The organism is Ruegeria sp. AF3 (assembly GCF_056536285.1).
This window is the reverse complement of the sequence record NZ_JBQFJM010000001.1, coordinates 1,758,568-1,781,980: the sequence shown is the minus strand read 5'-3', so window position 1 is coordinate 1,781,980 and position 23,413 is coordinate 1,758,568. Positions and strand designations below refer to the sequence as shown.

Here is a 23,413-nt window from a genome sequence, read left to right as displayed (position 1 = left end):
CAGGTCTTAAGCGACGCGAGGCCTACGAATGGATACGATATTCGCCTTGGCCAGCGCGCAAGGCAAAGCAGGGGTGGCGGTCATTCGCCTCTCTGGCCCCGAAGCGCATTCCGCAGCCGCATGTCTGAGCGGCGCGGAACTGCCCAAGCGGGGAATAGTCTTGCGCACCCTGCGGGATCAGGACGGATCACGTCTGGATGATGGTCTGGTTCTGACCTTTCAGGCACCGGCAAGTTTCACCGGGGAAGACGTGGCAGAACTTCAGATCCATGGCAGCACGGCCTCGGTCAATGCGGTTCTGCGCTGTTTGTCGAACACCGATGGGCTGCGGCTGGCGGACCCGGGTGAATTCACACGCCGGGCCCTTGAAAATGGCAAGATGGATCTGACACAGGTCGAAGGCCTTGCGGACCTGATTGACGCGGAAACCGAGGCACAGCGTAAGCAGGCCCAGACCATTCTTGCCGGTGAGCTTGGCACGCTGGCCGAGCGCTGGCGGCGCGATCTGATCCGCGCGGCATCGTTGCTGGAAGCCGTCATCGATTTCGCTGATGAAGACGTCCCCACCGATGTCACGCCGGAAGTCCGCGATTTGACAAGCGGTGTTCTGGCAGATCTTCGTCGAGAAGCAGATGGGGTGAAGATTGCCGAGCGTATTCGTACCGGATTTGAAGTGGCTATTGTTGGTCTTCCCAATGCAGGAAAATCAACCCTGTTGAACGCGCTTGCAGGACGTGAAGCCGCAATTACCTCGGAATTCGCAGGCACAACCCGGGATGTGATTGAGGTTCGTATGGATCTGGCTGGCTTGCCGGTGACATTGCTGGATACGGCCGGGTTGCGGGAAACCGAAGATCACGTCGAGAATCTTGGGATCGAGCTGGCTCGAAAACGGGCAGAAGCGGCAGACTTGCGTGTTTTTCTGACCGAAGTCCCGGAAGAGCTGGATGTAGCTGTGCAGGATGGCGATATCCATGTTCTGCCCAAAGCAGACCTGCGGGAAGATAAGAGTGAAGGTGTTTCAGGAAAGACAGGACAGGGGATTGATGCGCTTGTCGACCAGATTTCGTGGGTCTTGAGTGAAAGAACCACAACACATGGTATAGCTACGCGTGAACGCCATCGCGCTGCGATGAACAAGGCATCGGCTTCACTTGTTGCTGCGATCACGGTTCTGGAATCAGGCCCGGACCTGTATGATATCGCTGCGGAGGAGTTAAGAACCGCCATACGGGCGCTTGAATCTCTGGTCGGCAGAATTGATGTCGAGACACTGTTGGATGAAATCTTCTCCAGCTTTTGTTTGGGAAAATAAGGATTGTTTCACGTGAAACATTCAAACTTTGATGTCATCGTGGTTGGGGCCGGCCATGCCGGTACGGAAGCCGCGCACGCCGCTGCCAGGATGGGTGCGAAAACCGCTTTGGTGACATTATCTGCGACCGATATCGGCGTCATGTCCTGCAACCCGGCTATCGGTGGGTTGGGGAAGGGACATCTGGTTCGAGAGATTGACGCGCTGGACGGTGTAATGGGTCGCGTCGCTGACCAGGCTGGTATTCAGTTTCGACTGTTGAACCGGCGAAAAGGTCCGGCTGTTCAGGGTCCCAGAACGCAGGCTGACCGCGCCCTGTATCGTGCGGCAATGCAAAACGAAATCAGCAACCAAGAAAACCTGTCCGTTATCGTTGGGGAGGTTGTAGACTTCCTGATGGACGGACACCGTGTCGCCGGTGTCCTGCTTGGAGATGGGTCGGAAGTGCATGCCAAAGCCGTTGTTCTGACTTCCGGAACCTTCCTGCGCGGCGTCATCCATATCGGCGACGTGTCACGGGCTGGTGGGCGGATGGGAGATCGCCCGTCGATAAAACTGGCCGAGAGGTTGGATAGCTATAACCTTCCGCTGGGACGCTTGAAAACCGGCACACCGCCGCGTCTGGATGGGCGCACTATCGACTGGTCAGGTTTGGAAAGACAGGACGGGGATGAGGACCCGACCTTGTTTTCTTTCCTGTCAACATCGGTAGTCGCGCCTCAGATTTCCTGCGGTATTACACATACCAATGCCAAGACGCATGAGATCATCGAAGCAAACCTCTCAAAATCGGCGATGTATGGGGGCCAAATCGATGGCATAGGTCCAAGATATTGCCCTTCGATCGAAGATAAGATTGTTCGCTTTGCAGATAAGGACTCGCATCAGGTTTTTCTTGAGCCCGAAGGCGTCAATGATCACACGATTTATCCCAACGGTATTTCAACGTCACTGCCTCAGGACGTGCAATTGGAATACGTTCGGTCGATCAAAGGGCTCGAAAAGGCGGACATTCTTCAACCGGGCTATGCGATCGAATATGATTATGTGGACCCACGTGTCTTAACCGCGTCCTTGTCGCTACCCGACGTTCCGGGACTATATCTGGCAGGGCAGATCAACGGAACCACAGGATATGAGGAAGCTGCGGCACAAGGGATGGTTGCTGGCCTTAACGCGGCGCTGGACGTACAGGGCCGCGAACCGGTCATTTTCACCAGATCAGACAGCTATATCGGCGTGATGATAGACGACCTGACGACACGTGGTGTGGCAGAGCCTTATCGAATGTTCACCTCCAGGGCCGAGTTCCGACTGTCTCTGCGTGCAGATAATGCAGATCAACGGTTGACGCCGATTGGGTTGGAACTTGGCTGTGTCGGAGAGAGGCGTCGGGCGCATTTTGAGAAGAAAATGAGCCAGCTTGATGCAGCGAAATCCAAGCTGACCGCTCGCACATACACACCCAAAGAAGTTCTTTCAGCCGGGATCAACGTCAACCAGGATGGAAACCGCCGAGATGGAATGGCAATTCTGGCATTTCCGGATACATCTTTCGAGGACTTGTTTCCATTGATACCAGATCTACAAGATGTAGACGTGGCGATCCGGCTTCAAATCGAACGTGACGCACTTTATGCGAACTATATCGACCGGCAAAAGCGCGATGTTGAGGCTATGAAGCGGGATGAATCCTATGTTATCCCGCGTGAATTTGACTATTTTGGCTTGGACGGGCTGTCTTCTGAGATGAAGCAGAAACTGTCACAGGCCAAACCGTCGAACATAGCGCAAGCAAGCCGAGTCGAAGGCGTTACACCGGCTGCGCTCACCCTTGTCCTGGCGAAATTGCGCCGCGATCAACGAGCGCGTCAGGCGTGATGGCCGATTTTTCCAAGTTTGATGGCTTGAATGTTTCACGTGAAACATTCGAACGTCTGAAAATCTATGTTGATCTGGTGAACCGCTGGAATCCCAGGATAAATCTTGTTTCACGCAATAGTCTGGAATTCATGTGGGATCGGCATATTCTGGATTCTGTCCAAGTTTTTCGATGCGCTGAAACGTTTGACACTTGGGTGGACCTTGGCAGCGGTGGCGGATTCCCCGGAATGGTGTGCGCCATTATTGCTGCCGAGGAAGCTCCGGCCGCCAGTTTCTCCCTAGTGGAAAGCGACCAGAGAAAATCAGCTTTTCTGCGTAACGTCGCCCGTGAATGTGGCGTGTCGTGTAAAGTGATTTCCAAGCGGATCGAGGTGGTTGAACCCCTGGGCGCAAACATCGTTTCGGCGCGCGCGCTGGCGGATCTGCGTACATTGTTATCATTCTGTGACAGGCATTTAGGTGAAAACGGGACCGCGCTGTTGCCCAAAGGTGCAAACTGGAAAAAAGAGCTGGATGAGGCGCGTGAGGAATGGAATTTCGATGCTGAGGCTATTACAAGTTTAACTGAACCTCAGGCCGTTATCCTTAAGATCAAAGGAGTATCACGTGGTTGATCTGTCTCGACCGTCCGGACCCCGGATAATTGCGGTTGCCAATCAGAAGGGCGGAGTAGGGAAAACAACCACAGCAATCAACCTAGCGGCAGGGTTGGCCGAAGCTGGCTGCAGGGTATTGGTGGTTGACCTCGATCCACAAGGGAATGCATCAACCGGTTTAGGGGTCGAAGATCGGGATTGGACCACTTATGATCTCATCCTGGATGACGCGCCCTTGGAGGCAGTGGTTCAGGAGACGGAGATCGAAAACCTTCTGGTTGTCCCTGCAACGGTTGACTTGAGCTCGGCAGATATCGAGCTGATTTCCAACGAAAAACGCAGCTATCTGCTGCACGATGCGCTGCGTCAGACGGCAGTGGACGCGTTTGAGCTGGATTTCATCCTGATAGATTGCCCGCCGTCACTGAACCTCTTGACCGTAAATGCGATGGTTGCCGCCCATTCTGTCCTTGTGCCGCTGCAAAGTGAGTTCTTTGCGTTGGAGGGTCTTTCGCAATTGATGTTGACGATCCGGGAGGTCCGGCAAACCGCAAATCCAGACCTGAGAATCGAAGGTGTTGTGTTAACCATGTATGACAACCGCAACAACTTGTCCCGCCAGGTCGAAAAGGATGCGCGTGACAATCTGGGTGAGATGGTTTTTAAAACAAAGATACCCAGGAATGTGCGGGTCAGCGAGGCGCCATCCTATGCGCTGCCGGTATTGCAGTATGACTCGGGATCACTTGGTGCGATGGCGTATCGGCATCTGGCCCGTGAGATCATGCATAAGAACAACAAGACCGCAGCATGAGCGGTGGTGAGGAGGCCGACATGAGCACTAGGAAAGCGAAATCCAGAGGGTTGGGCCGCGGATTATCCGCGCTCATGGCGGACGTTAATCCAGAGGCGGGCAACCGAGTACCATCTGACGTGCGCAGACCTGATCTGAAAGTTCCGATTGAAAAGCTGAAGGCAAACCCAAATCAGCCGCGACGCACATTTCAGCCCGAACAATTGGATGAGCTTGCTGCGTCGGTTCGGGAAAAAGGTATCATCCAACCCTTGATCGTACGTCCAACAGGGGTCGGAGAATACGAAATCGTCGCTGGTGAACGCCGGTGGCGGGCTGCTCAGATGGCGCAGCTGCACGAGATCCCTGTGATTGTGCGCGAATTCGATGATACCGAGGTACTGGAAGTTGCGATCATCGAAAACATCCAGCGCGCTGATCTGAACGCAGTGGAAGAGGCCGCCGGATACAGGCAGTTGATGGATCGCTTTGGCCACACGCAGGAAAAGCTTGCCGAGGCTTTGGGGAAAAGTCGCAGCCATATTGCGAACCTGTTGCGGCTTTTGTCTCTGCCAATTGACGTGCAAACTCTTGTAATTGAAGGGAAATTATCGGCTGGTCATGCGCGGGCGCTGATTACGGCGGAAAATCCCTCGGAATTGGCAAACCTGATCGTCAAGGATGGTCTGTCTGTGCGCGCTACCGAGGCGCTGGTCAAGAAACAGCAGCAGGGCGACACTGCACGACCTGCTCCCAGATCCAGGAATCTGGATGCCGGAAAAGATGCTGACACACGCGCGCTGGAAAAAGACCTGTCTGCGATTCTGGCAATGAAAGTCTCAATCAACCACAAGGCGGGAACGGAATCCGGTCAGGTTGTTCTGACATATGAAAACCTGGATCAGCTTGACGATCTTTGTGCAAAGCTCAGCCGTTAGGGCGCGTCCAGATAAATATCAGGACGCCACCCAGAACAATGATCTGAATGATCAGCACGAAGGGCGGAACGGATAGTAGCAAAGACACCCCGAAAACGGCGGAGACCGATAAGGTTGCTGCCTTTTTTGCGGCCGGGCGTATTGCGCCCGAACTCTGCCAATCCAGTATCATTGGCCCGAAAATCCGGTGCGACAGTAGCCAGTTATGCAACCGTGAAGAGGATCGCGCAAAGAAAAACGCTGCCAGCAACAAAAACGGAACCGTTGGAAGAAGAGGCAGAACAACCCCAATCGCGGCCATCGCAACGCAAAGCAATCCCAGCCCCGCCCAAAGATACTGCATATTCAGCCCATCAATTCCCGGATTACAGCATTCAGCACGGCGCGCCCCACTGGTGTTGCTCTGAGTTTGTTGTTTTCACGTTCAATCATATTAATGCCGACCAGATGGTCCACGGTTTCGTCAGAAAGTGGATGGCCTGACAGGGCTTCCCACCTATCTATATCTAGTCCTTCTGATATCCTCATGCCCATCATAAGGTATTCGTTCGCCTGATCTTCAGGCGAAAGGACATAGCGTTTCTTTTCTCCGTCACCCTTTGCAGCAGCGTCAAGCCAGCGCTGCGGGTTCAGATGGGTTTCGGTCGCGTGTCTTTCACCACCCACCGTTATTCGCCCATGAGCACCGGGACCAATGCCGACATAGTCCCCGTAACGCCAATAGACCAGATTGTGCTGCGACTCTGCACCGGGGCGGGCGTGGTTGGACACCTCATAGGCGGGCAGGCCGTGTTTCTCGCAAATCTCTTGTGTTGCAAGGTACATGTCGGCCGCACTGTCATCTTCGGGCAAGCCGCGCAGCTTTCCGACAGCATAACGATCGCCAAAAGCCGTGCCTTCTTCGATTGTCAGCTGATACAGCGACAGGTGATCCACGGCCATGGACAGCGCTTCGTTCAACTCGGCCCACCAAGCGTCCAACGTTTGGTGTTGCCTGGCATAGATCAGGTCAAAACTCACCCGTTCAAAACAATCACGGGCGATGTCAAAAGCAGAGCGGGCCTCGGCCAAAGTGTGAATTCGCCCCAAGCGGCGCAGGTCTTCGTCGTTGAGCGCCTGCACGCCCATCGATATCCGGTTGACGCCTGCATCACGATAGGCCGCGAACCGCCCGGCCTCGACTGATCCGGGATTTGCCTCCAGCGTGATTTCCATGGTGTTGGAGGGGTGCCAGAGCGCACGGGCCTCACCGATCACGGCGGCAACGGTTTCCGGGTCCATCAGAGACGGGGTTCCACCGCCGAAAAAGATCGTGTTCAGCACCCGATCCGGGGTTTCGGCAGCCGAGCGCCGCAATTCGCTTAGATAGGCGTCAAGCCATTGTTTTTGATCAATGTTTCTGGAAACATGGCTGTTGAAGTCGCAATAGGGGCACTTGGCCTCGCAAAAAGGCCAATGCACGTAAAGGCCAAAGCCCCCGTTGCGCCAATCATCCGCCAAAGCAGCCTTTCACGAACTTCTCAACCGCGCGACCGCGATGGCTGATCTTGTTCTTTTCCCAGCGATCCATCTCGGCAAAGGTAATGTCGTATCCTTCGGGAACAAACATCGGATCATAGCCGAATCCACCTTCGCCGCGGATGGGCCAGACAAGATGACCGGGGGCAACACCTTCAAACACTTCATCGTGCCCATCAGGCCAGGCCAGCACCAGTGTGCTGCGGAATTGCGCGGTGCGGGGGTGGGGCGCGCTCTTTGCCTCAAGCTCATTATGGGCGCGGGTCATCGCCATCAGGAAGTCGCGACTGTTGCCGGTTTCGGCCCAATCAGCGGTATAAACACCCGGCGCGCCGTCCAGCGCGTCGATGGTGATTCCAGAATCGTCTGACAGGGCGGGCAGCCCGGTGGCCTTTGCGGCGGCGTGGGCCTTGATCCGGGCGTTGCCGACAAAGGTGTCCTCGGTCTCTTCCGGTTCAGGCAGGTCCATGTCCGCCGCACCCACAACCGTCACGCCAAAAGGTTCGAGGAGATGCGCCATCTCCTCAAGCTTGCCTTTGTTGTGGGTCGCGACCAGAAGCCTGTCGCTGTCAAACTTACGGGTCATGCGGTGGCGGCTTTCTGGGCTGCGGCCAGCTCGGCAACGCCTTTTTCCGCCAGATCCACAAGCTGATCCATCTGGGTGCGGCTGAATACAGAACCTTCGGCGCTCATCTGGACCTCGATCAGTTTGCCTGACCCGGTCATGATAAAGTTGCCGTCGACACCGGCCTCGCTGTCTTCGGGATAGTCGAGATCCAGAACAGGCTGGCCCGCATAGATACCGCAGGACACGGCGGCGACCGGATCAACCAGCGGATCTGAAATCACGTCACCTGCCTTCATCAGTTTGTTGACGGCCAATCGCAGAGCAACCCAGCCGCCGGTGATCGAGGCACAGCGGGTGCCGCCATCGGCCTGGATCACATCGCAATCAACCGTGATCTGACGTTCGCCAAGTGCAACCCGGTCGACGCCGGCCCGCAGGGCGCGACCGATCAGGCGCTGAATTTCCACCGTACGGCCACCTTGCTTGCCCGAGGCCGCTTCACGCCGCATCCGGGTGTTGGTGGCGCGGGGCAGCATACCGTATTCGGCGGTGACCCAGCCAAGCCCCGAACCCTTGATAAAAGGGGGTACCCGATCTTCGATCGTGGCGGTGCACAGCACATGGGTATCGCCCATCTTGATCAGGCAGGAACCTTCGGCATGTTTGGTGAACCCAGTTTCGATTGAAACGGCGCGCATTTCACTTAAGTCTCTTCCAGAGGGTCGCATGGGAAATCCTTTGTTTGCTGGGTTGGGGATACCGCCCCGCAGCATTACGATGCAACCCCGATTGACCTTTCATTTGCCTGCTATTTAATGACGAACCAGCAGGGGAAGACGCATGAGCGAAGCGAGCAAAATTTTGGACGAGATGAATGACCGGTCGCGCGAGGTGTTCCGGTTGATCGTCGAAAGTTATCTAGAAAGCGGAGAGCCGGTCGGAAGCCGAACCCTGACGCGCAGCCTGTCGGAAAAGGTCAGTGCCGCAACCGTGCGCAATGTGATGCAGGACCTGGAGTTTCTGGGTCTTCTGGACAGCCCGCATATCAGCGCGGGTCGGGTACCGACGCAGCAAGGACTGCGTATGTTCGTGGACGGTTTACTTGAGGTTGGCGATCTGGGCGTCGACGACAAGCAAAAACTGGAAGAAACATTAGGCTCTAACGCGGGCGATGTTGGCGGAATGCTGGATCGGGTCGGGTCAGCTTTGTCACACCTGACACAAGGTGCGTCGCTGGTCCTGACGCCAAAGCATGAAGCAGAAATCAAGCATATCGAGTTTGTTTCCTTGGGGCATGACAAGGCTTTGGTGGTTCTGGTCTTTTCGGACGGCCATGTCGAAAATCGTCTGTTCACACCGCCACCCGGCCAGACGCCCAGTTCGATGCGCGAGGCCGCGAATTTTCTGAATGCGCTGATCGAGGGGCGCACGCTTAGCGAAGTACGCCGTCAGATGCAGAAACAGATTCAGGCGCGCAAGCAGGAAATAGATGCGTTGGCGCGCGAGCTGGTGGAAAGTGGGCTGGCGGCCTGGGACGGAGACGGAGCCGACTCGGCCCGTTTGATCGTGCGGGGGCGGGCGAATCTGTTGAACGAACCCGGTCAGGCCGGAGAGTTGGAGCGTATTCGCAGCCTGTTCGATGATTTGGAGCGCAAGCGCGACATCGCGGATTTCCTCGAATTGACGGAAGGCGGCGAGGGTGTGCGCATTTTTATTGGGTCTGAGAACAAACTTTTCTCACTTTCGGGTTCCTCTTTGGTGGTGTCTCCATATATGAACGCTGATCGAAAGATAATCGGTGCGGTCGGGGTCATCGGACCCACGCGTCTGAATTATGGACGGATCGTGCCGATCGTGGATTATACGGCGCAACTGGTCGGCAAGCTGATATCCGACCGGAGTTAGAGGGTAAGAGATGGCAGAGCCCAAGAACGAAGATTTTCTGGACGATATCATGGCGGCAGAAGCGGAAGAGCTGGCCGAGGAGTTTACTGAGATCAGTGACGAGGCGTTGGAGCTGGACGAGCTGCGCGCTGAGCGGGATGAGTATAAAGACAAATTCATGCGCGCGCTTGCCGACGCCGAGAACGCGCGCAAACGCGGTGACAAGGCGCGCCGCGATGCCGAGCAGTATGGCGGTTCCAAGCTGGCCCGCGATATGCTGCCCGTTTACGACAACATGAAGCGCGCGCTTGAGGCCGCGACCGACGAGCAGAAAGAGGTTGCCGCCGGACTGCTGGAAGGCGTCGAACTGACCATGCGTGCCCTGAAGGATGTGTTCCAGAAACACGGGATCGAAGTGATTACACCCCAGGTTGGCGACCGGTTTGATCCGAATGTGCACGAAGCAATGTTCGAGGCCCCGGTCCCGGGCACGCGGGCAGGGGACATCATTCAGGTGTCTGCCGAGGGTTTCATGCTGTACGACCGCCTGTTGCGTCCGGCTCAGGTCGGGGTCTCTTCAACGCCAGCAAGCTGATTGGCTTTTAAAAGCCAAGCCTTCGGCGAGAGTATTTTTGAAAAGATGAAGGGCGGTCAGGATCTGGCCGCCTCTTTCAATTTGTAGATCAGATCCAGCGCCTCGCGCGGGGTCAGTTCGTCGGGCAGGACACCCTCCAGCATCTCGGTCACCGGCGAGGTTTTCGGTGCGGGCGGGGGTGGCGGCGCGGCTGCCGAGAACAGCGGCAGGTCGTCAATCAGCGCCTTTTGCTTGCCGCCTTCGCGTTCGGTTTTTTCAAGCTGGTCCAGAACCACCCGGGCACGTTCGACGACAGAAGCGGGTAAACCGGCCAGCTGCGCAACCTGCACCCCATAAGACCGGTCAGCCGCGCCCTTGTGAACCTCGTGCAGGAAGATGACTTCGCCATCCCACTCTTTGACCGCTACGGTGGCGTTATCGACACCTTCGAGTTTGCCGGCCAAAGCCGTAAGCTCATGATAATGCGTGGCAAACAATGCGCGACATTTGTTGGCCGCGTGCAGGTGTTCCAATGTGGCCCAAGCGATGGACAGGCCGTCATAGGTGGCGGTGCCACGACCGATTTCGTCCAGAATGACCAGAGCGCGGTCATCGGCCTGATTCAGGATGGCGGCGGTTTCGACCATTTCGACCATGAAGGTCGACCGCCCCCGCGCCAGATCGTCCGAGGCTCCGACGCGGCTGAACAGCTGACTGACGACGCCAATATGCGCCTCTTCGGCCGGAACATAGCTGCCCATTTGGGCAAGCAGTGCGATCAGGGCGTTCTGGCGCAGAAAGGTTGACTTACCGGCCATGTTCGGACCCGTCAGTAACCATATCGCCGCGCCGTTTTCGACGGTCAGATCGCAATCATTGGAAATGAATGCATCGCCGCTTTGCTGCCGGAGGGCGTGTTCCACAACCGGGTGTCGACCGCCCTGCACATTGAATGAGCGAGAGGCATCAACCCTTGGACGGCACCAGTTTTCACCCCGCGCAAGATCAGCCAGAGCGGTCGTCAGGTCCAGTTCCGCAAGCCCGCGGGCGGCTTGATTCAATCGGGAAGCGAGGTCCAAAATAGCGCCAGAGAGCCTTTGATAGAGCCGCTTTTCGATCTCCAGCGCCAGATTTCCGGCGTTCAGGATACGCGTTTCGATCTCGGACAGTTCGACGGTTGTAAACCGCACCTGATTGGCTGTCGTCTGGCGATGGATATAGGTTTCGCTAAAGGGTGTGTTCAGCATCTTTTCGGCATGGGTGGCCGTGGTTTCGATGAAGTAGCCCAGCACGTTGTTGTGCTTGATTTTCAGCGAGGTGATGCCGGTGTGTTCGACGTAATTTCGTTGAAACCCGGCGATGACGGACCGGCCTTCGTCGCGCAGGGTGCGGGCCTCGTCCAGTTCAGCGTCAAAACCTGGCGCGATAAAGCCTCCGTCGCGGGTCAGAAGCGGGGGCTCGGCCACCAACGCCTCGTCCAGCAAGGTCAGCAAGTCATCGAAGCCAACAAGGTTCTGAAGCGCGGTTGCCAGCAACACCGGTAAATCCTGACCGGTGCAGATTTCGGCAATCGTGGCCGCCTGGGTCAGGCCATTGCGAATGGCTGTCAGGTCACGAGGTCCGCCGCGCTCGAGTGACAAACGCGACAGGGCGCGGTCCAGATCCGGGGTTTTGCGCAAGGCTTCGCGCAGATCAGACGCGATCAAGCTGTCACCAGCGGTGAAACTGACTGCGTCAAGCCGGGCATGGATCACATCCAGATTTCGAGAAGGGCTTGAAAGCCGCTGTTCCAGCAATCGCGCGCCGCCGGGGGTAACGGTCCGGTCAACGACAGAAAGAAGCGATCCTGCGCGCCCGCCAGATAGGGAACGGGTCAGCTCAAGGTTTCGACGCGTTGCAGCGTCGATCTGAACGACGCGATCCTCAGTTTCTTTCAGCGGCGTTTGCAGCAGGGGCAGTTTGCCCTTTTGCGTAATCTCCAGATAGTCGATCAGCGCGCCCATCGCGGACACTTCGGCGCGGCCGAAACTGCCGAACGCGTCCAAGGCACCCACGTGAAACAGCCCGCAGATGCGCTTTTCCGCCGCCGTGCTGTCGAAACTGGCGCGCCCGACCGGCGTCAGTGAAATCCCCAGATCAAGCAGCGTTTCGTTCAGCTTTTCCTGCGTTCCATCGGCCACGATCAGTTCGGAGGGCGCAAGCCGGGCAAGCTCGGGGCTGAGCCGGACCGAGGTCAGTGGCATCACGTGAAACGCGCCCGTCGAAATATCGGCCCAGGCAAGCGCGGCGTCGTCCCGGACCTCGGCATAGGCAGCCAGAAAGTTGTGTCGGCGCGCCTCAAGCAACGCATCCTCGGTCAGTGTTCCGGGCGTGACGAGTCGCACGACATCACGTTTTACGACCGATTTAGAGCCTCTTTTCTTTGCTTCAGCCGGGCTTTCCAACTGTTCGCAGACCGCAACGCGAAAGCCCTTGCGGATCAGGGTCAGAAGGTACCCTTCGGCTGAATGCACCGGCACGCCGCACATCGGGATGTCTTCGTCATTGTGCTTGCCGCGCTTGGTCAGCGCGATATCCAGCGCCTCGGCAGCGTTGACGGCATCCTCGAAAAACATCTCATAGAAATCACCCATGCGATAAAACAGCAGGGCATCCGGGTGGGCCTCTTTGATTTCGAGGTATTGCGCCATCATTGGCGTGACTGTGGACAAAAGCGGCCCCCTTTTGGCGTATTCCGGGCGCGACCTTACAAATCCCGCATCTTCTGTAAAAGCCGAAAACTCATTCTCGTTGAGGCGGGCGTTCTCCTGCGCTATGAGGCGTCAGCCCTGAAGTCATGGAAACGACATTTAAGATGCCCAAAGCGAAGATCACCAAAGAAGAGGCATTGGCCTTTCACCTGGACCCCACCCCCGGCAAGTGGGAGGTGCAGGCCACCGTCCCCATGACAACGCAGCGAGATCTGTCGCTGGCCTACAGCCCGGGTGTGGCCGTTCCCTGCGAGGCTATCGCGGAAAACCCGGAAACGGCCTATGACTATACCAACAAGGGCAACCTGGTGGCCGTAATCTCGAACGGGACGGCGGTGTTGGGCCTTGGTAACCTCGGCGCGCTGGGCTCGAAACCGGTGATGGAAGGCAAATCGGTCCTGTTCAAACGGTTCGCCGATGTGAACTCGATCGATATCGAGCTGGACACCGAAGACCCGGATGAATTCTGCCGTGCAGTGCGTCTGATGGGGCCAACCTTTGGCGGCATCAATCTGGAAGACATCAAGGCGCCCGAGTGTTTCATCATCGAACAGCGACTGAAGGAAGAGATGGACATCCCCGTCTTTCACGATGACCAGCACGGCACGGCCGTGATCTGTGCGGCGGGCCTGCTGAACGCGCTGCATATCTCGGGCAAGAAGATCGAGGACGTGAAAATCGTTCTGAATGGTGCAGGTGCCGCGGGGATTGCCTGTATCGAACTGCTCAAGGCAATGGGCGCGCGGCACGAAAACTGCATTGTCTGCGATACCAAGGGCGTGATCTATCAGGGCCGGACCGAGGGCATGAACCAGTGGAAATCGGCCCACGCGATCACAACCGACTTGCGCACATTGGAAGACGCGATGAAGGGGGCGGATGTGTTCCTGGGCGTTTCGGTGAAAGGCGCGGTCACGCAGGATATGGTTGCCAGCATGGCTGACAATCCTGTCATCTTTGCGATGGCCAACCCCGACCCCGAGATCACTCCGGAAGAAGCGCACGAGGTTCGCGTGGATGCGATCGTTGCCACCGGGCGCAGCGATTATCCAAACCAGGTGAATAACGTTTTGGGTTTCCCCTACCTGTTCCGCGGTGCGTTGGACATTCACGCCCGCGCCATCAATGATGAGATGAAGATCGCCTGTGCCCACGCACTTGCCAATCTGGCGCGCGAGGATGTGCCGGATGAGGTCGCAATGGCCTATGGCAAGTCGCTGACCTTTGGGCGTGACTATATCATCCCCACCCCGTTCGACCCGCGTTTGATCCACCGTATTCCACCGGCTGTTGCCAGGGCGGGGATGGACACCGGTGCCGCGCGCCGTCCGATCATCGACATGGACGCGTATGAGCTGAGCCTGAAATCCCGGATGGACCCGACCGCCAGCATCCTGCGCGGTCTGAACGCCCGAGCGCGTCAGGCGCAAAGCCGCATGATTTTCGCCGAGGGTGACGATCCCCGGGTATTGCGCGCAGCGGTCATGTATCAGCGGTCTGGTTTCGGCAAGGCACTTGTGGTGGGTCGGCCGGACGATGTGAAGACCAAACTGGAAGCAACGGGCCTGGGCGACGCTGTGCGTGAAATCGAGGTCGTGAATGCGGCCAATACCACGCATCTCGAAACCTATTCGAACTTCCTGTATCAGCGCCTGCAGCGTAAGGGCTTTGACCGCAAAGATATTCACCGTCTGGCCGCACGGGACCGGCACGTGTTTTCCTCGCTGATGCTGGCCCATGGGCATGGTGATGGTCTGGTCACTGGCGCAACCCGCAAGTCCGCGCATGTGCTCGACCGGATCAACCATGTGTTTGATGCCGATGCGGCCAACGGTGCCGCCGGTGTGACAGCTTTGCTGCATAAAGGCCGGATTGTTCTGATTGGCGACACGTTGGTACATGAATGGCCCGACGAAAACGATCTGGCGAATATTGCCGAGCGTTCGGCCGCAGTTGCCCGGCATATGGGGCTGGAGCCGCGCGTCGCTTTTGTCAGCTTCTCGACCTTTGGCTATCCGGTGTCAGAACGTGCTGAAAAGATGCACCGTGCCCCGGCTGTTCTGGATCGGCGCGGCGTCGACTTTGAATACGAGGGTGAAATGACGGTGGACGTCGCCCTGAACATCGAACAGCAAGCGGCCTATCCGTTCTCGCGCCTGACCGGTCCGGCGAATATCCTGATCGTTCCGGCCCGGCATTCGGCATCAATCTCGACCAAGCTGATGCAGGAAATGGGTGGTGCGACCGTGATTGGCCCGATCCTGTCGGGCATCGACAAGCCGATCCAGATCTGTTCGACCGTCTCGACCGCAAACGATATTCTGAACATGGCCATTCTGGCCTCTTGCGACATCGGATAAATCATGACGATCTGGAATCTCGGCTCGATCAACGCGGATATGGTCTATGACCTGCCGCATCTGCCTGCACCGGGTGAAACTCTGGCTGCCCGTAGGCTGGATCGGTTCCTGGGCGGCAAGGGGGCCAACATGTCGGTGGCCGCGGCGCGTGCGGGATCACGCGTCAGCCATATAGGTGCCGTGGGGCCCGATGGGCGCTGGGCCAAGGATCGACTAACAGAATATGGTGTGGATACACGCCATATCTCTGAGGTGGATGTTCCCACGGGCCACGCCATCATTGCGGTGGATGCCGAGGGTGAAAACCTGATTATCCTGTATCCCGGCGCCAATCACGCATTGGAACCCGCCCATCTGGGGCAGGCGCTGGCCTCGGCAAACACCGGTGATCTGCTGATCTTGCAGAATGAAACCAATGCCCAGGTCGAAGCGGCGCAGCTGGGGCGCAAGCTTGGCTTGACCGTCTGTTATGCCGCAGCCCCGTTTCAGGCAAAGGCCGTTCAGGGCGTTCTGCCTTTTCTGGATTTTCTGATCCTGAATGAGGTGGAGGCCGAGCAACTGCGTCAGGAAACCGGTCTGAGCATCGCCGATCTGCCTGTTCGGCATGTCATCGTTACCCTCGGCTCAAAAGGCGCGAGGTACTTGCAGCAGGGCAACGATCCGGTCGAGTTTCCCGCGCATAAGGTGCGGGCGGTGGATACCACAGGGGCAGGCGACACCTTCACCGGCTATGTGCTGGCAGGCATGGATCGCGGAATGCCAATGGAACAGGCCATATTGCAGGCAAACCGCGCCGCAGCTCTGATGGTCATGCGGCACGGAACGGCGGATGTCATTCCCGATCTGAAAGAAGTGCGTGACGCATCCTTTGACTAGGACCCTGCAAATGGCGCTTCCCCGCCCCAAAGCTGCTTGACGCGCGCGTCACGACCACAGGCTTTGCGATACGCTTTGTAGGCGTTGTGCTGACGCTTTGGTCCAAAGCGGGTAAGGACCAGTTTGTTGCCTTTGTAATAATTCTGATGATACGCCTCGGCGGGGTAAAAGGGTCCTGCGCTCAGAACCGGGGTGACAATGGTCTGCCCCAGCGCTTGCTGCGCGTCTGTTTTGGCTTGTTCCGCCAGCGCCTTTTCTCCTGTGTTAGAGACGAATATCGCAGTTCGATAGCTTTCGCCCCGGTCGCAGAACTGGCCACCGGCGTCTGTCGGGTCAACCGACCGGAAAAACATGCTCAGCAACGATGCGCGAGAGACCCGCGCCGGATCGAACGTGATCTGAACCGCCTCGTAATGGCCGGTCCCCCCTTTTGAAACCTGATCATATGTCGGGTCCGCAGATGTCCCGCCGGTGTACCCCGACACCGCATCGATAACGCCGGGCACGGATTCGAAATCGGATTCCACGCACCAGAAACACCCTCCGGCCACCGTCAGCGTTTCGGTTCCTGCAGCCGGGGCAGGCAGCGCGCGCAACAGGGCAGCCAATGCAATCAGTGTAAACAGAAGGGCTGGTCTGACGGTTTCGAAATAAGCGGTCCGCATCATGTCAGGTCTCCTTTTAAGATGAGATTGACGCGGGTTCGACCGCCTTGCAATTGCCTGTCATGCAATGTCACGCGCTGGTGAGACGAGTTTATCGTCTGCGATCACCTGTATACGGCTCATTTGATGGGTGGGCGAAACCTCCGCTCATTTGCAACAGATTATGCGCGACAGGTATCCCGATGCGGAACTGCGATACACCGCGGGTGGAACCGCCAGTCTGGCTGGACTCGGACCAAAGGCCAGCTTTGCGGCAAATTCAGCCCAGCAGTTGCCCCAGCTTCATTGCAACACCCATATTGCCCGAGATCTTGAGCTTGCCCAAAGCAACGCCGGTCATCGGGTTCAGCTTTCCGGTCAACAGCTTGGTCAGGTTTTCCTGCGAGATGCGGATTGTGCAATCCGTGTCCCGATCCTGCGTTGTTGCCTGATTTTCTGCCAGGACAATCACACCGTCCGCGCCACAATCGAACTTCAGTGAACCGTCAAAGCTTTTGCCGTTCAGCCCTTTTTGAATTCCATCGGCGATGTCCTGAAGCATTCGGGGTCCTTTCACGGTTTCCGAATGCGTAATGCGTCAGGTGCCGAACAGGCAAGGCTGACCCAACTGGAACTTCTGATCACGATGCGCCGAGGAATTGAACCGTCCGGTCACAAGGCTTACCGCCATAGAAGGCGTCCAGAACAGCACGAAACTCGGGCGGAGCATCTGCCACAGACGAAAACAATGTCATCGAAGATCGCAGCTTTTTCGCGTCAATCCCGCCCAGAATGTCGCTGGCATCGCGTCCTGCGTGCAGCAACATCAGCGAGGCCGCCTGCCTAAGCCGGTCGCGCAGTTCCGGGTGGTTCAGATAGCGTGTCGCCTCGTCCAGATCTTCAATGCCGTAGAGCTGTGCCATATGGGATTGGCCTAGCTCGGCCAGTTGCGGAAACACGAACCACATCCAGTGGCTGGTTTTCTGCCCCTGTTCAAGTTCGCGCAGGACATCGGCCCAAACCGTGTCCTGCGCCTCGATGAACATGTCGAGTTCGTCGTCGCTATCGTCTTCGTCGATCACTTGGACAGGCGCTTGTTGCGCGCAGCCAGCAGTTTCAGACGCAGCGCATTCAGTTGGATAAAGCCTGCCGCATCTTTCTGATCGTACGCACCTGCATCCTCTTCGAAGGTCACATGCGCCTCAGAGTACAGCGAATGATCCGACCAGCGACCCACGGTCGAGGCCAGACCTTTGTACAGCTTCACGCGAACGGTGCCGGTGACATGCTCTTGCGACCTGTCGATGGCGGCTTGCAGCATCTCGCGCTCGGGGCTGTACCAGAAACCGTTATAGATGAGTTCCGCATATTGCGGCATCAGCTGGTCTTTCAGATGCATCGCGCCACGGTCCATGGTGATGGATTCAATGCCACGGTGCGCTTCCAGCAGGATGGTGCCGCCGGGTGTCTCGTAGATACCGCGCGACTTCATGCCTACAAAACGGCCTTCGACCAGGTCCAGACGGCCAATACCGTGCTTGCCGCCGTATTCGTTCAGCTTGGTCAGGATCGTAGCCGGGCTCATCGCCTCGCCGTTGATGCTGACCGCGTCGCCTTTTTCAAAGCCGATCTCGATGAACTCAGGCTCGTTCGGGGCGTCCTCGGGGTGGACGGTTCGCTGATAGACATAGTCGGGCGCCATATCGGCAGGGTCTTCCAGAACCTTGCCCTCGGATGAGGTATGCAGCAGGTTCGCATCGACCGAGAACGGCGCCTCACCCCGTTTGTCCTTGGCAATCGGAATCTGGTTCTGCTCGGCGAATTCAAGCAGCTTGGTACGGCTGGTCAAATCCCACTCGCGCCAAGGGGCGATCACCTTGATATCGGGGTTCAGCGCATATGCTGCCAGTTCGAACCGGACCTGGTCATTGCCTTTGCCGGTTGCACCATGGGCGACGGCATCAGCACCGGTTTCGGCAGCGATCTCAATCAGGCGTTTCGAGATCAGCGGCCGCGCGATCGAGGTGCCCAGCAGGTACAGACCTTCATATTGCGCATTGGCACGGAACATCGGGAAGACGAAATCGCGGACGAATTCCTCGCGGATATCCTCGATATAGATGTTCTCGGGCTTGATCCCCAGCAATTCGGCCTTTTGGCGCGCGGGCTCCAGCTCCTCGCCCTGACCCAGATCGGCAGTGAAGGTCACGACCTCACAGCCATACTCGGTCTGCAGCCATTTCAGAATGATCGAGGTATCAAGGCCACCGGAATAGGCCAGAACAACTTTCTTGGGCGCGGACATCTGACTTCCCTTTATGCGTAGAACGATTGGCCCCTAGCGGGTTTTGGACGCGGGGGCAAGTTGGTGCGCGTTGACGAAGGCCGGGAAATGAGGTGAAACGGAGGGAAAGAGAACAAGGATTGGTTGAGAGGGCAGTTTTAGGATGCTGGGCTACAAGATTTTTAGGCATGCGGTATTAATGCTTTTGGACAACATATCAGTCGCGTTGAGATTAAGCTTTTTTCCGTTTCTTGTTTTAGGCACCGCATTCTATTTTTTGACTATTTTTCAGACGGAAAGTTTGCCGGAGACCGATAAACTCTCTCCGATGTTGGGCGTGTCTCTAGCTGGCTTTGTACTCGCAGTCCTCTATTTGATCGTACTGGTTTGGGTGGCCGTAGGCTGGCATCGTTACGTACTTCAGAACGTTGAACCACATCTCGCGTGGCCAGTATGGGACGGAGACCGTATGTGGGCCTATGGCGGCGCATTTCTTCGGATTATCCCATTGAGCATTCTACTGAGTCTTGTCGCTGTTTTTATTTTTCTGGTACCTGCAGCCGTTTTTTATGATGGCGGGGTGTCAACTGATGACGGCACCTTTCTTGGTTTTTTGCTTGGTGTCGTCATTTCGTACATTTCGTTTAGGCTTTCGCTCGTGTTACCGGCTGCGGCAGTTGGGGAATTTATGAAAGTTCCAGATTCGTGGCGCAAAACCAAAGAGTTCTCTAAGCCGATTTTTGTTGCCGCACTTTGTGTTGGAGTTCTTACAGCAATACCGAATTTGTTGCTACATACACCTCTGGCCCCAATCATAGGCAGCTTTGTCTATTTCCTAGTTGCGCAATGGTTTCTGCTCATGCTGGGCGTCAGCATCATGACGGCCCTTTACGGTATTGTCGTCGAGAAGCGCGAACTACGCTGACGCCCGTACACATATGTATTCCTTGCCCTTGTCGTACTGATGCGGCAGTGAAGCGGTCATGACCGACTTCATGACCCGCGCCCGAGCCGCCGAAAAGGCGATGCGCTCTGTCTTCCCGGCAACGCCGTTGCAGCGCAATGCCCACCTGTCCGAACGTTATGGGGCGGATATCTGGCTCAAGCGCGAAGACCTGAGCCCGGTGCGCTCCTACAAGATCCGCGGTGCGTTCAACGCAATGCGCAAGCAGCAGGGGCAGGACCTGTTCGTCTGTGCCAGCGCGGGCAATCACGCGCAGGGCGTGGCCTTCATGTGCAAGCATCTGGGCGTCCGAGGCGTGATCTTCATGCCGGTTACCACTCCGCAGCAGAAAATCCAGAAAACCCGCATTTTTGGCGGGGACAACGTCGAGATTCATCTGATCGGTGACTATTTCGATGACACACTTGCTGCCGCTCAGGCATGGTGCACGCAGCAGGGCGGATATTTCCTGTCACCTTTTGACGATGCCGATGTGATCGAAGGGCAAGCCTCGCTGGCGGTTGAAATCGAAAGGCAGATGGGCGGTGCGCCCGATCACGTTGTGCTTCCCGTGGGTGGAGGCGGCATGTCCGCCGGTGTCGCCACATGGTTCGGGGACCGCACCCATTGCCTGTTCGTCGAACCGGCCGGAGGGGCCTGTCTGCGCGCAGCCCTGGCGGCGGGGCATCCTGTTTCGCTGGATCGAGTGGATACCTTTGTCGATGGCGCGGCGGTCGGGCGGATCGGTGAAAAGCCGTTCGAGTTGTTGAAATCACGTCACCTGTCGGATGTTCTGGTCCTGTCCGAGGATCGTATCTGCACCACCATGATCGAGATGCTGAATGTCGAAGGCATCGTGCTGGAACCTGCGGGGGCGCTGGCGATCGAGGCAGTAGGCGATATCCAAAGCTTTGTGCGCGGAAAGACCGTGGTCTGCCTGACATCCGGCGGCAATTTCGATTTCGAACGCCTGCCCGAGGTCAAGGAACGTGCACAGCGGTATTCCGGTGTGAAAAAGTACTTCATCTTGCGCCTGCCGCAGCGACCCGGTGCCCTGAAGGAGTTCCTGAATATTCTCGGCCCCGAGGATGATATCGCGCGGTTTGAATACATGAAGAAATCGGCGCGCAATTTCGGTTCGGTTCTGATCGGGATCGAAACCCGCAAGCCCGAAAACTTCATGCGCCTGTTTGCCCATCTGGACGATGCCGGGTTCACCTATACCGACATCACCGAGGACGAGACGCTGGCACAGTTCGTGATCTAGCTCAGGTTCTCATTCAGCTCAGCCTCAAACATGGTTTTCGAGCTGTCGAAAGCGGCCAAAAGCGCCGGCAGATCAACCTCGGCCCCTTGCCCTGCTGCGGCCTGCCGTTCCCCATCCTGGCAGAGTTTCGAGAATTGATCGAACCCCAGACTCAACGCGCTGCCTTTCAGGAAATGCAGGTTCTGTTCCAGCTCGGCCCGGTTGGTGTCGCGGCGCAGGCGGGTGATCACGTCCTGCACTTCTTCCAGAAATATCTCCACCACCTCATCGAATTCCTCGGGGCCGACTTCATCCCGCAACTGCCTGACTCTGGCCCAGTGGATCATCCTATACACCAGCTAATGAATGGTCATGGTTCTGAATAGACGCGTCCGGTAAAAAGCAGGTTAACGGGGCCACGCTTCGGCAATCGTCACTCTTCACCGGATGTTAAATCAGTCGGCGATAGGGTCGCCATAAGTGACGAAACTCATCAGAGCAGAGGGTAAATGGTGCCGGGGGCGAGTCTTGAGGAAACCAGAACTGATCTGGATTTCGGCGCGATCCGCACGGTGCTGGTGGTGGATGACAGCCGCTTGCAACGGCGCATTCTGGTGGCCTCGCTCAGGAAATGGGGGTTCGAGGTGATCGAGGCCGATACAGGCCATGCCGCTTTGGCGCTTTGTGTCGATAATCCGCCCGATCTTGTGCTGAGCGACTGGGTCATGCCGGGGATGAGCGGCCTTGAATTCTGCTGTGCCTTTCGGGCCTTGGAAACGGATCAATACAGCTATTTCATCCTTCTGACATCCAAAAGCGAAAAGCAGGAAGTCGCGCGCGGTCTGGATGCCGGGGCCGACGATTTTCTGATCAAGCCGCTTGAGGCGGACGAACTGCGCGCCCGGATTTCAGCTGGTGCGCGCATTCTGGACATGCAGCGCGAGCTCTCCCAGAAAAACCGCCTGATTGAATCCGCGCTCAAGGAACTCAGGCTTGCGCATGACGCGATCGACAAGGACCTGATGCAGGCGCGGAAAATTCAGGAATCGCTGGTTCCCGAACTGACCCGGACATTCGGCAAATCGCGGGTCAGTTTGTTGCTGAAACCTTGTGGTCATATCGGCGGTGATCTGGTGGGGATGTTCTCGCCCGGGGTGAACCGGCTTGGGTTCTACAGCATCGACGTATCCGGGCATGGTATCACCTCGGCCATGATGACGGCGCGATTGGGGGGATATCTGTCCAGCAAGCATTTCGATCAGAACGTCGCGATGGAGCGGAGGTTCGACAAGTTTTACGCACTTCTGCCACCAGAACATGTGGCTGAAACGCTCAATTCCCGGCTGATGGCCGATGAAGGTATCGAAGAGTATTTTACGATGGTCTACGCCATCGTCGACCTGCGCAACGGGCATCTGAAGATGGTGCAAGCCGGGCATCCGCATCCCCTGCTGCTGCGGCAGGGTGGCCGCGCTGAGTTTCTTGGTGACGGAGGCTTGCCCATAGGATTGATCGAAGATGCGAGCTTTCAACAAATCGAAACGCAGATGCAGCCCGGCGACAAGCTGCTTTTGTACTCGGACGGGTTTACCGAATGCCAACTGGCTGGTGGCGGTTTGTTGGACGAAGACGGTTTGCGTCAGATGGCCCAACAGAGCATTTCGGAAAGGGGCGGGTCAGAGTTTCTGGACGATATGTTCTGGCGTTTGACACAAGTGATGTCACCGAAAGACGGTATCGGAGACGACGTCTCGGCCGTCTTCTTTGAATATAACGGACCTTAAAGCGAGCCGAGGTGTATTTCGGCAAAATGCCGGTCACCGTCATTTCCCAGTAAACCGACGGCGTCGGCGGTTTCCATCCACAACGCTTCGTGAAACGCCTCGGTCGGCGGTCCTATGCGGCGTACGGGGCGGGCGCGATAGATCAGGCAGACCTTCTCGGCCCACAGGTCGTATTCCGGCATATAGGTGAAGCGTCGAAAGGCGCCAATCCGTCGGGGTGCAGCAATAATCCACCCGGTTTCTTCAAAGACTTCACGATGCAGGGCGGTAACAGGTGATTCGCCCGGATCAATACCCCCGCCGGGCAATTGCAGGTCGGGTCCGGGTTCTGTCTGGCAGGTCAGCAAAAGGTGACTTCTGCGGGGCAAAAGTGCGTAAACACCGACCCGTCGCGTGTATTTCCGCCCCGGCTCTGGGGTTTCACCGAACCGCCTGATCATGTATGGCCCCTTAAAA

General features: G+C 57.1%; 23 protein-coding genes. 12 read left to right on the top strand and 11 right to left on the bottom strand.

The features are described 5' to 3' along the window. Positions 1 to 28 precede the first annotated feature (28 nt). Genes mnmE through ACR3FC_RS09005 form a run of 5 tightly spaced genes read left to right on the top strand, consistent with a single transcriptional unit; the run spans position 29 to position 5,526 of the window. On the top strand, positions 29 to 1,315 hold the full coding sequence (mnmE, locus tag ACR3FC_RS09025; RefSeq protein WP_480474393.1) for a tRNA uridine-5-carboxymethylaminomethyl(34) synthesis GTPase MnmE: 1,287 nt from the start codon (positions 29 to 31) through the stop codon (positions 1,313 to 1,315). Positions 1,316 to 1,327: 12 nt separating this feature from the next. Next, positions 1,328 to 3,196: a tRNA uridine-5-carboxymethylaminomethyl(34) synthesis enzyme MnmG gene (mnmG, locus tag ACR3FC_RS09020; RefSeq protein ID WP_480474392.1), complete on the top strand. Its 1,869-nt coding sequence runs from the start codon at positions 1,328 to 1,330 to the stop codon at positions 3,194 to 3,196. After that, the gene (gene rsmG, locus ACR3FC_RS09015) at positions 3,196 to 3,813 is read left to right on the top strand and encodes a 16S rRNA (guanine(527)-N(7))-methyltransferase RsmG (protein WP_480474391.1); all 618 of its coding nucleotides are present in this window, start codon (positions 3,196 to 3,198) and stop codon (positions 3,811 to 3,813) included. The genes mnmG and rsmG overlap by 1 nt, the downstream gene beginning before the upstream one ends. After that, positions 3,806 to 4,609: a ParA family protein gene (locus ACR3FC_RS09010; protein WP_209506882.1), complete on the top strand. Its 804-nt coding sequence runs from the start codon at positions 3,806 to 3,808 to the stop codon at positions 4,607 to 4,609. Before rsmG ends, ACR3FC_RS09010 begins: the two co-directional genes overlap by 8 nt. 20 nt (positions 4,610 to 4,629) lie before the next feature. Then, positions 4,630 to 5,526 carry a ParB/RepB/Spo0J family partition protein gene (locus tag ACR3FC_RS09005; protein WP_480474390.1) on the top strand — a complete coding sequence of 299 codons (897 nt, stop codon included), beginning with the start codon at positions 4,630 to 4,632 and terminating at the stop codon, positions 5,524 to 5,526. On the opposite strand, the gene ACR3FC_RS09000 is transcribed toward ACR3FC_RS09005, so the two are convergent. Genes ACR3FC_RS09000 through rph form a run of 4 tightly spaced genes read right to left on the bottom strand, consistent with a single transcriptional unit; the run spans position 5,516 to position 8,340 of the window. After that, positions 5,516 to 5,869, bottom strand: a complete 354-nt coding sequence (locus tag ACR3FC_RS09000) for a YbaN family protein (protein ID WP_480474389.1) — start codon at positions 5,867 to 5,869, stop codon at positions 5,516 to 5,518. The genes ACR3FC_RS09005 and ACR3FC_RS09000 overlap by 11 nt on opposite strands. 2 nt (positions 5,870 to 5,871) lie before the next feature. Then, the gene (gene hemW, locus ACR3FC_RS08995) at positions 5,872 to 7,026 is read right to left on the bottom strand and encodes a radical SAM family heme chaperone HemW (RefSeq protein ID WP_480474388.1); all 1,155 of its coding nucleotides are present in this window, start codon (positions 7,024 to 7,026) and stop codon (positions 5,872 to 5,874) included. Next, the gene (rdgB, locus tag ACR3FC_RS08990; RefSeq protein ID WP_480474387.1) at positions 7,016 to 7,630 is read right to left on the bottom strand and encodes an RdgB/HAM1 family non-canonical purine NTP pyrophosphatase; all 615 of its coding nucleotides are present in this window, start codon (positions 7,628 to 7,630) and stop codon (positions 7,016 to 7,018) included. Before rdgB ends, hemW begins: the two co-directional genes overlap by 11 nt. Continuing rightward, on the bottom strand, positions 7,627 to 8,340 hold the full coding sequence (gene rph, locus ACR3FC_RS08985; protein WP_480474386.1) for a ribonuclease PH: 714 nt from the start codon (positions 8,338 to 8,340) through the stop codon (positions 7,627 to 7,629). Before rph ends, rdgB begins: the two co-directional genes overlap by 4 nt. 112 nt (positions 8,341 to 8,452) lie before the next feature. Between rph and hrcA the strand changes: the two genes are divergently transcribed. Further along, positions 8,453 to 9,517 carry a heat-inducible transcriptional repressor HrcA gene (gene hrcA, locus ACR3FC_RS08980; protein ID WP_480474385.1) on the top strand — a complete coding sequence of 355 codons (1,065 nt, stop codon included), beginning with the start codon at positions 8,453 to 8,455 and terminating at the stop codon, positions 9,515 to 9,517. 10 nt (positions 9,518 to 9,527) lie between these two features. Then, positions 9,528 to 10,091 (top strand): nucleotide exchange factor GrpE, encoded by a 564-nt coding sequence (locus tag ACR3FC_RS08975; protein WP_480474384.1) that lies wholly within the window; start codon positions 9,528 to 9,530, stop codon positions 10,089 to 10,091. Positions 10,092 to 10,147: 56 nt separating this feature from the next. On the opposite strand, the gene mutS is transcribed toward ACR3FC_RS08975, so the two are convergent. Next, on the bottom strand, positions 10,148 to 12,763 hold the full coding sequence (mutS, locus tag ACR3FC_RS08970; RefSeq protein WP_480476860.1) for a DNA mismatch repair protein MutS: 2,616 nt from the start codon (positions 12,761 to 12,763) through the stop codon (positions 10,148 to 10,150). A 161-nt stretch (positions 12,764 to 12,924) separates the two neighbouring features. Between mutS and ACR3FC_RS08965 the strand changes: the two genes are divergently transcribed. Then, positions 12,925 to 15,180 carry an NADP-dependent malic enzyme gene (locus ACR3FC_RS08965; RefSeq protein ID WP_267363735.1) on the top strand — a complete coding sequence of 752 codons (2,256 nt, stop codon included), beginning with the start codon at positions 12,925 to 12,927 and terminating at the stop codon, positions 15,178 to 15,180. Positions 15,181 to 15,183: 3 nt separating this feature from the next. Continuing rightward, complete coding sequence (locus ACR3FC_RS08960; RefSeq protein ID WP_480474383.1) at positions 15,184 to 16,056, top strand: ribokinase; 873 nt, start codon at positions 15,184 to 15,186, stop codon at positions 16,054 to 16,056. Here ACR3FC_RS08960 and msrA read toward each other — a convergent pair. The 4 genes from msrA to ACR3FC_RS08940 form a co-directional block, all read right to left on the bottom strand. Further along, positions 16,053 to 16,724 carry a peptide-methionine (S)-S-oxide reductase MsrA gene (gene msrA / locus ACR3FC_RS08955; RefSeq protein WP_480474382.1) on the bottom strand — a complete coding sequence of 224 codons (672 nt, stop codon included), beginning with the start codon at positions 16,722 to 16,724 and terminating at the stop codon, positions 16,053 to 16,055. The genes ACR3FC_RS08960 and msrA overlap by 4 nt on opposite strands. 256 nt (positions 16,725 to 16,980) lie before the next feature. Beyond that, a complete protein-coding gene (locus tag ACR3FC_RS08950; protein WP_480474381.1) occupies positions 16,981 to 17,262 on the bottom strand; it encodes an SCP2 sterol-binding domain-containing protein in 282 nt (93 codons plus the stop codon). A gap of 79 nt (positions 17,263 to 17,341) precedes the next feature. Next, on the bottom strand, positions 17,342 to 17,746 hold the full coding sequence (locus ACR3FC_RS08945; RefSeq protein ID WP_480476858.1) for a DUF1810 domain-containing protein: 405 nt from the start codon (positions 17,744 to 17,746) through the stop codon (positions 17,342 to 17,344). A 32-nt stretch (positions 17,747 to 17,778) separates the two neighbouring features. Beyond that, on the bottom strand, positions 17,779 to 19,005 hold the full coding sequence (locus ACR3FC_RS08940) for an argininosuccinate synthase (protein WP_209506894.1): 1,227 nt from the start codon (positions 19,003 to 19,005) through the stop codon (positions 17,779 to 17,781). Between the two features lie 142 nt (positions 19,006 to 19,147). Between ACR3FC_RS08940 and ACR3FC_RS08935 the strand changes: the two genes are divergently transcribed. Continuing rightward, on the top strand, positions 19,148 to 19,909 hold the full coding sequence (locus ACR3FC_RS08935; protein WP_480474380.1) for a hypothetical protein: 762 nt from the start codon (positions 19,148 to 19,150) through the stop codon (positions 19,907 to 19,909). Between the two features lie 58 nt (positions 19,910 to 19,967). After that, positions 19,968 to 21,194, top strand: coding sequence for a threonine ammonia-lyase IlvA (gene ilvA / locus ACR3FC_RS08930; protein WP_480474379.1), 1,227 nt, complete (start codon positions 19,968 to 19,970; stop codon positions 21,192 to 21,194). Here ilvA and ACR3FC_RS08925 read toward each other — a convergent pair. Further along, positions 21,191 to 21,520 carry an Hpt domain-containing protein gene (locus ACR3FC_RS08925; RefSeq protein WP_480474378.1) on the bottom strand — a complete coding sequence of 110 codons (330 nt, stop codon included), beginning with the start codon at positions 21,518 to 21,520 and terminating at the stop codon, positions 21,191 to 21,193. The genes ilvA and ACR3FC_RS08925 overlap by 4 nt on opposite strands. Positions 21,521 to 21,682: 162 nt before the next feature. Here ACR3FC_RS08925 and ACR3FC_RS08920 point away from each other — a divergent pair, with 162 nt between their 5' ends. After that, complete coding sequence (locus ACR3FC_RS08920; RefSeq protein ID WP_480474377.1) at positions 21,683 to 22,957, top strand: PP2C family protein-serine/threonine phosphatase; 1,275 nt, start codon at positions 21,683 to 21,685, stop codon at positions 22,955 to 22,957. On the opposite strand, the gene ACR3FC_RS08915 is transcribed toward ACR3FC_RS08920, so the two are convergent. Then, a complete protein-coding gene (locus tag ACR3FC_RS08915) occupies positions 22,954 to 23,397 on the bottom strand; it encodes an NUDIX hydrolase (protein ID WP_480474376.1) in 444 nt (147 codons plus the stop codon). The two genes, ACR3FC_RS08920 and ACR3FC_RS08915, sit on opposite strands and share 4 nt — an antisense overlap. Between the last annotated feature and the right edge of the window lie 16 nt (positions 23,398 to 23,413).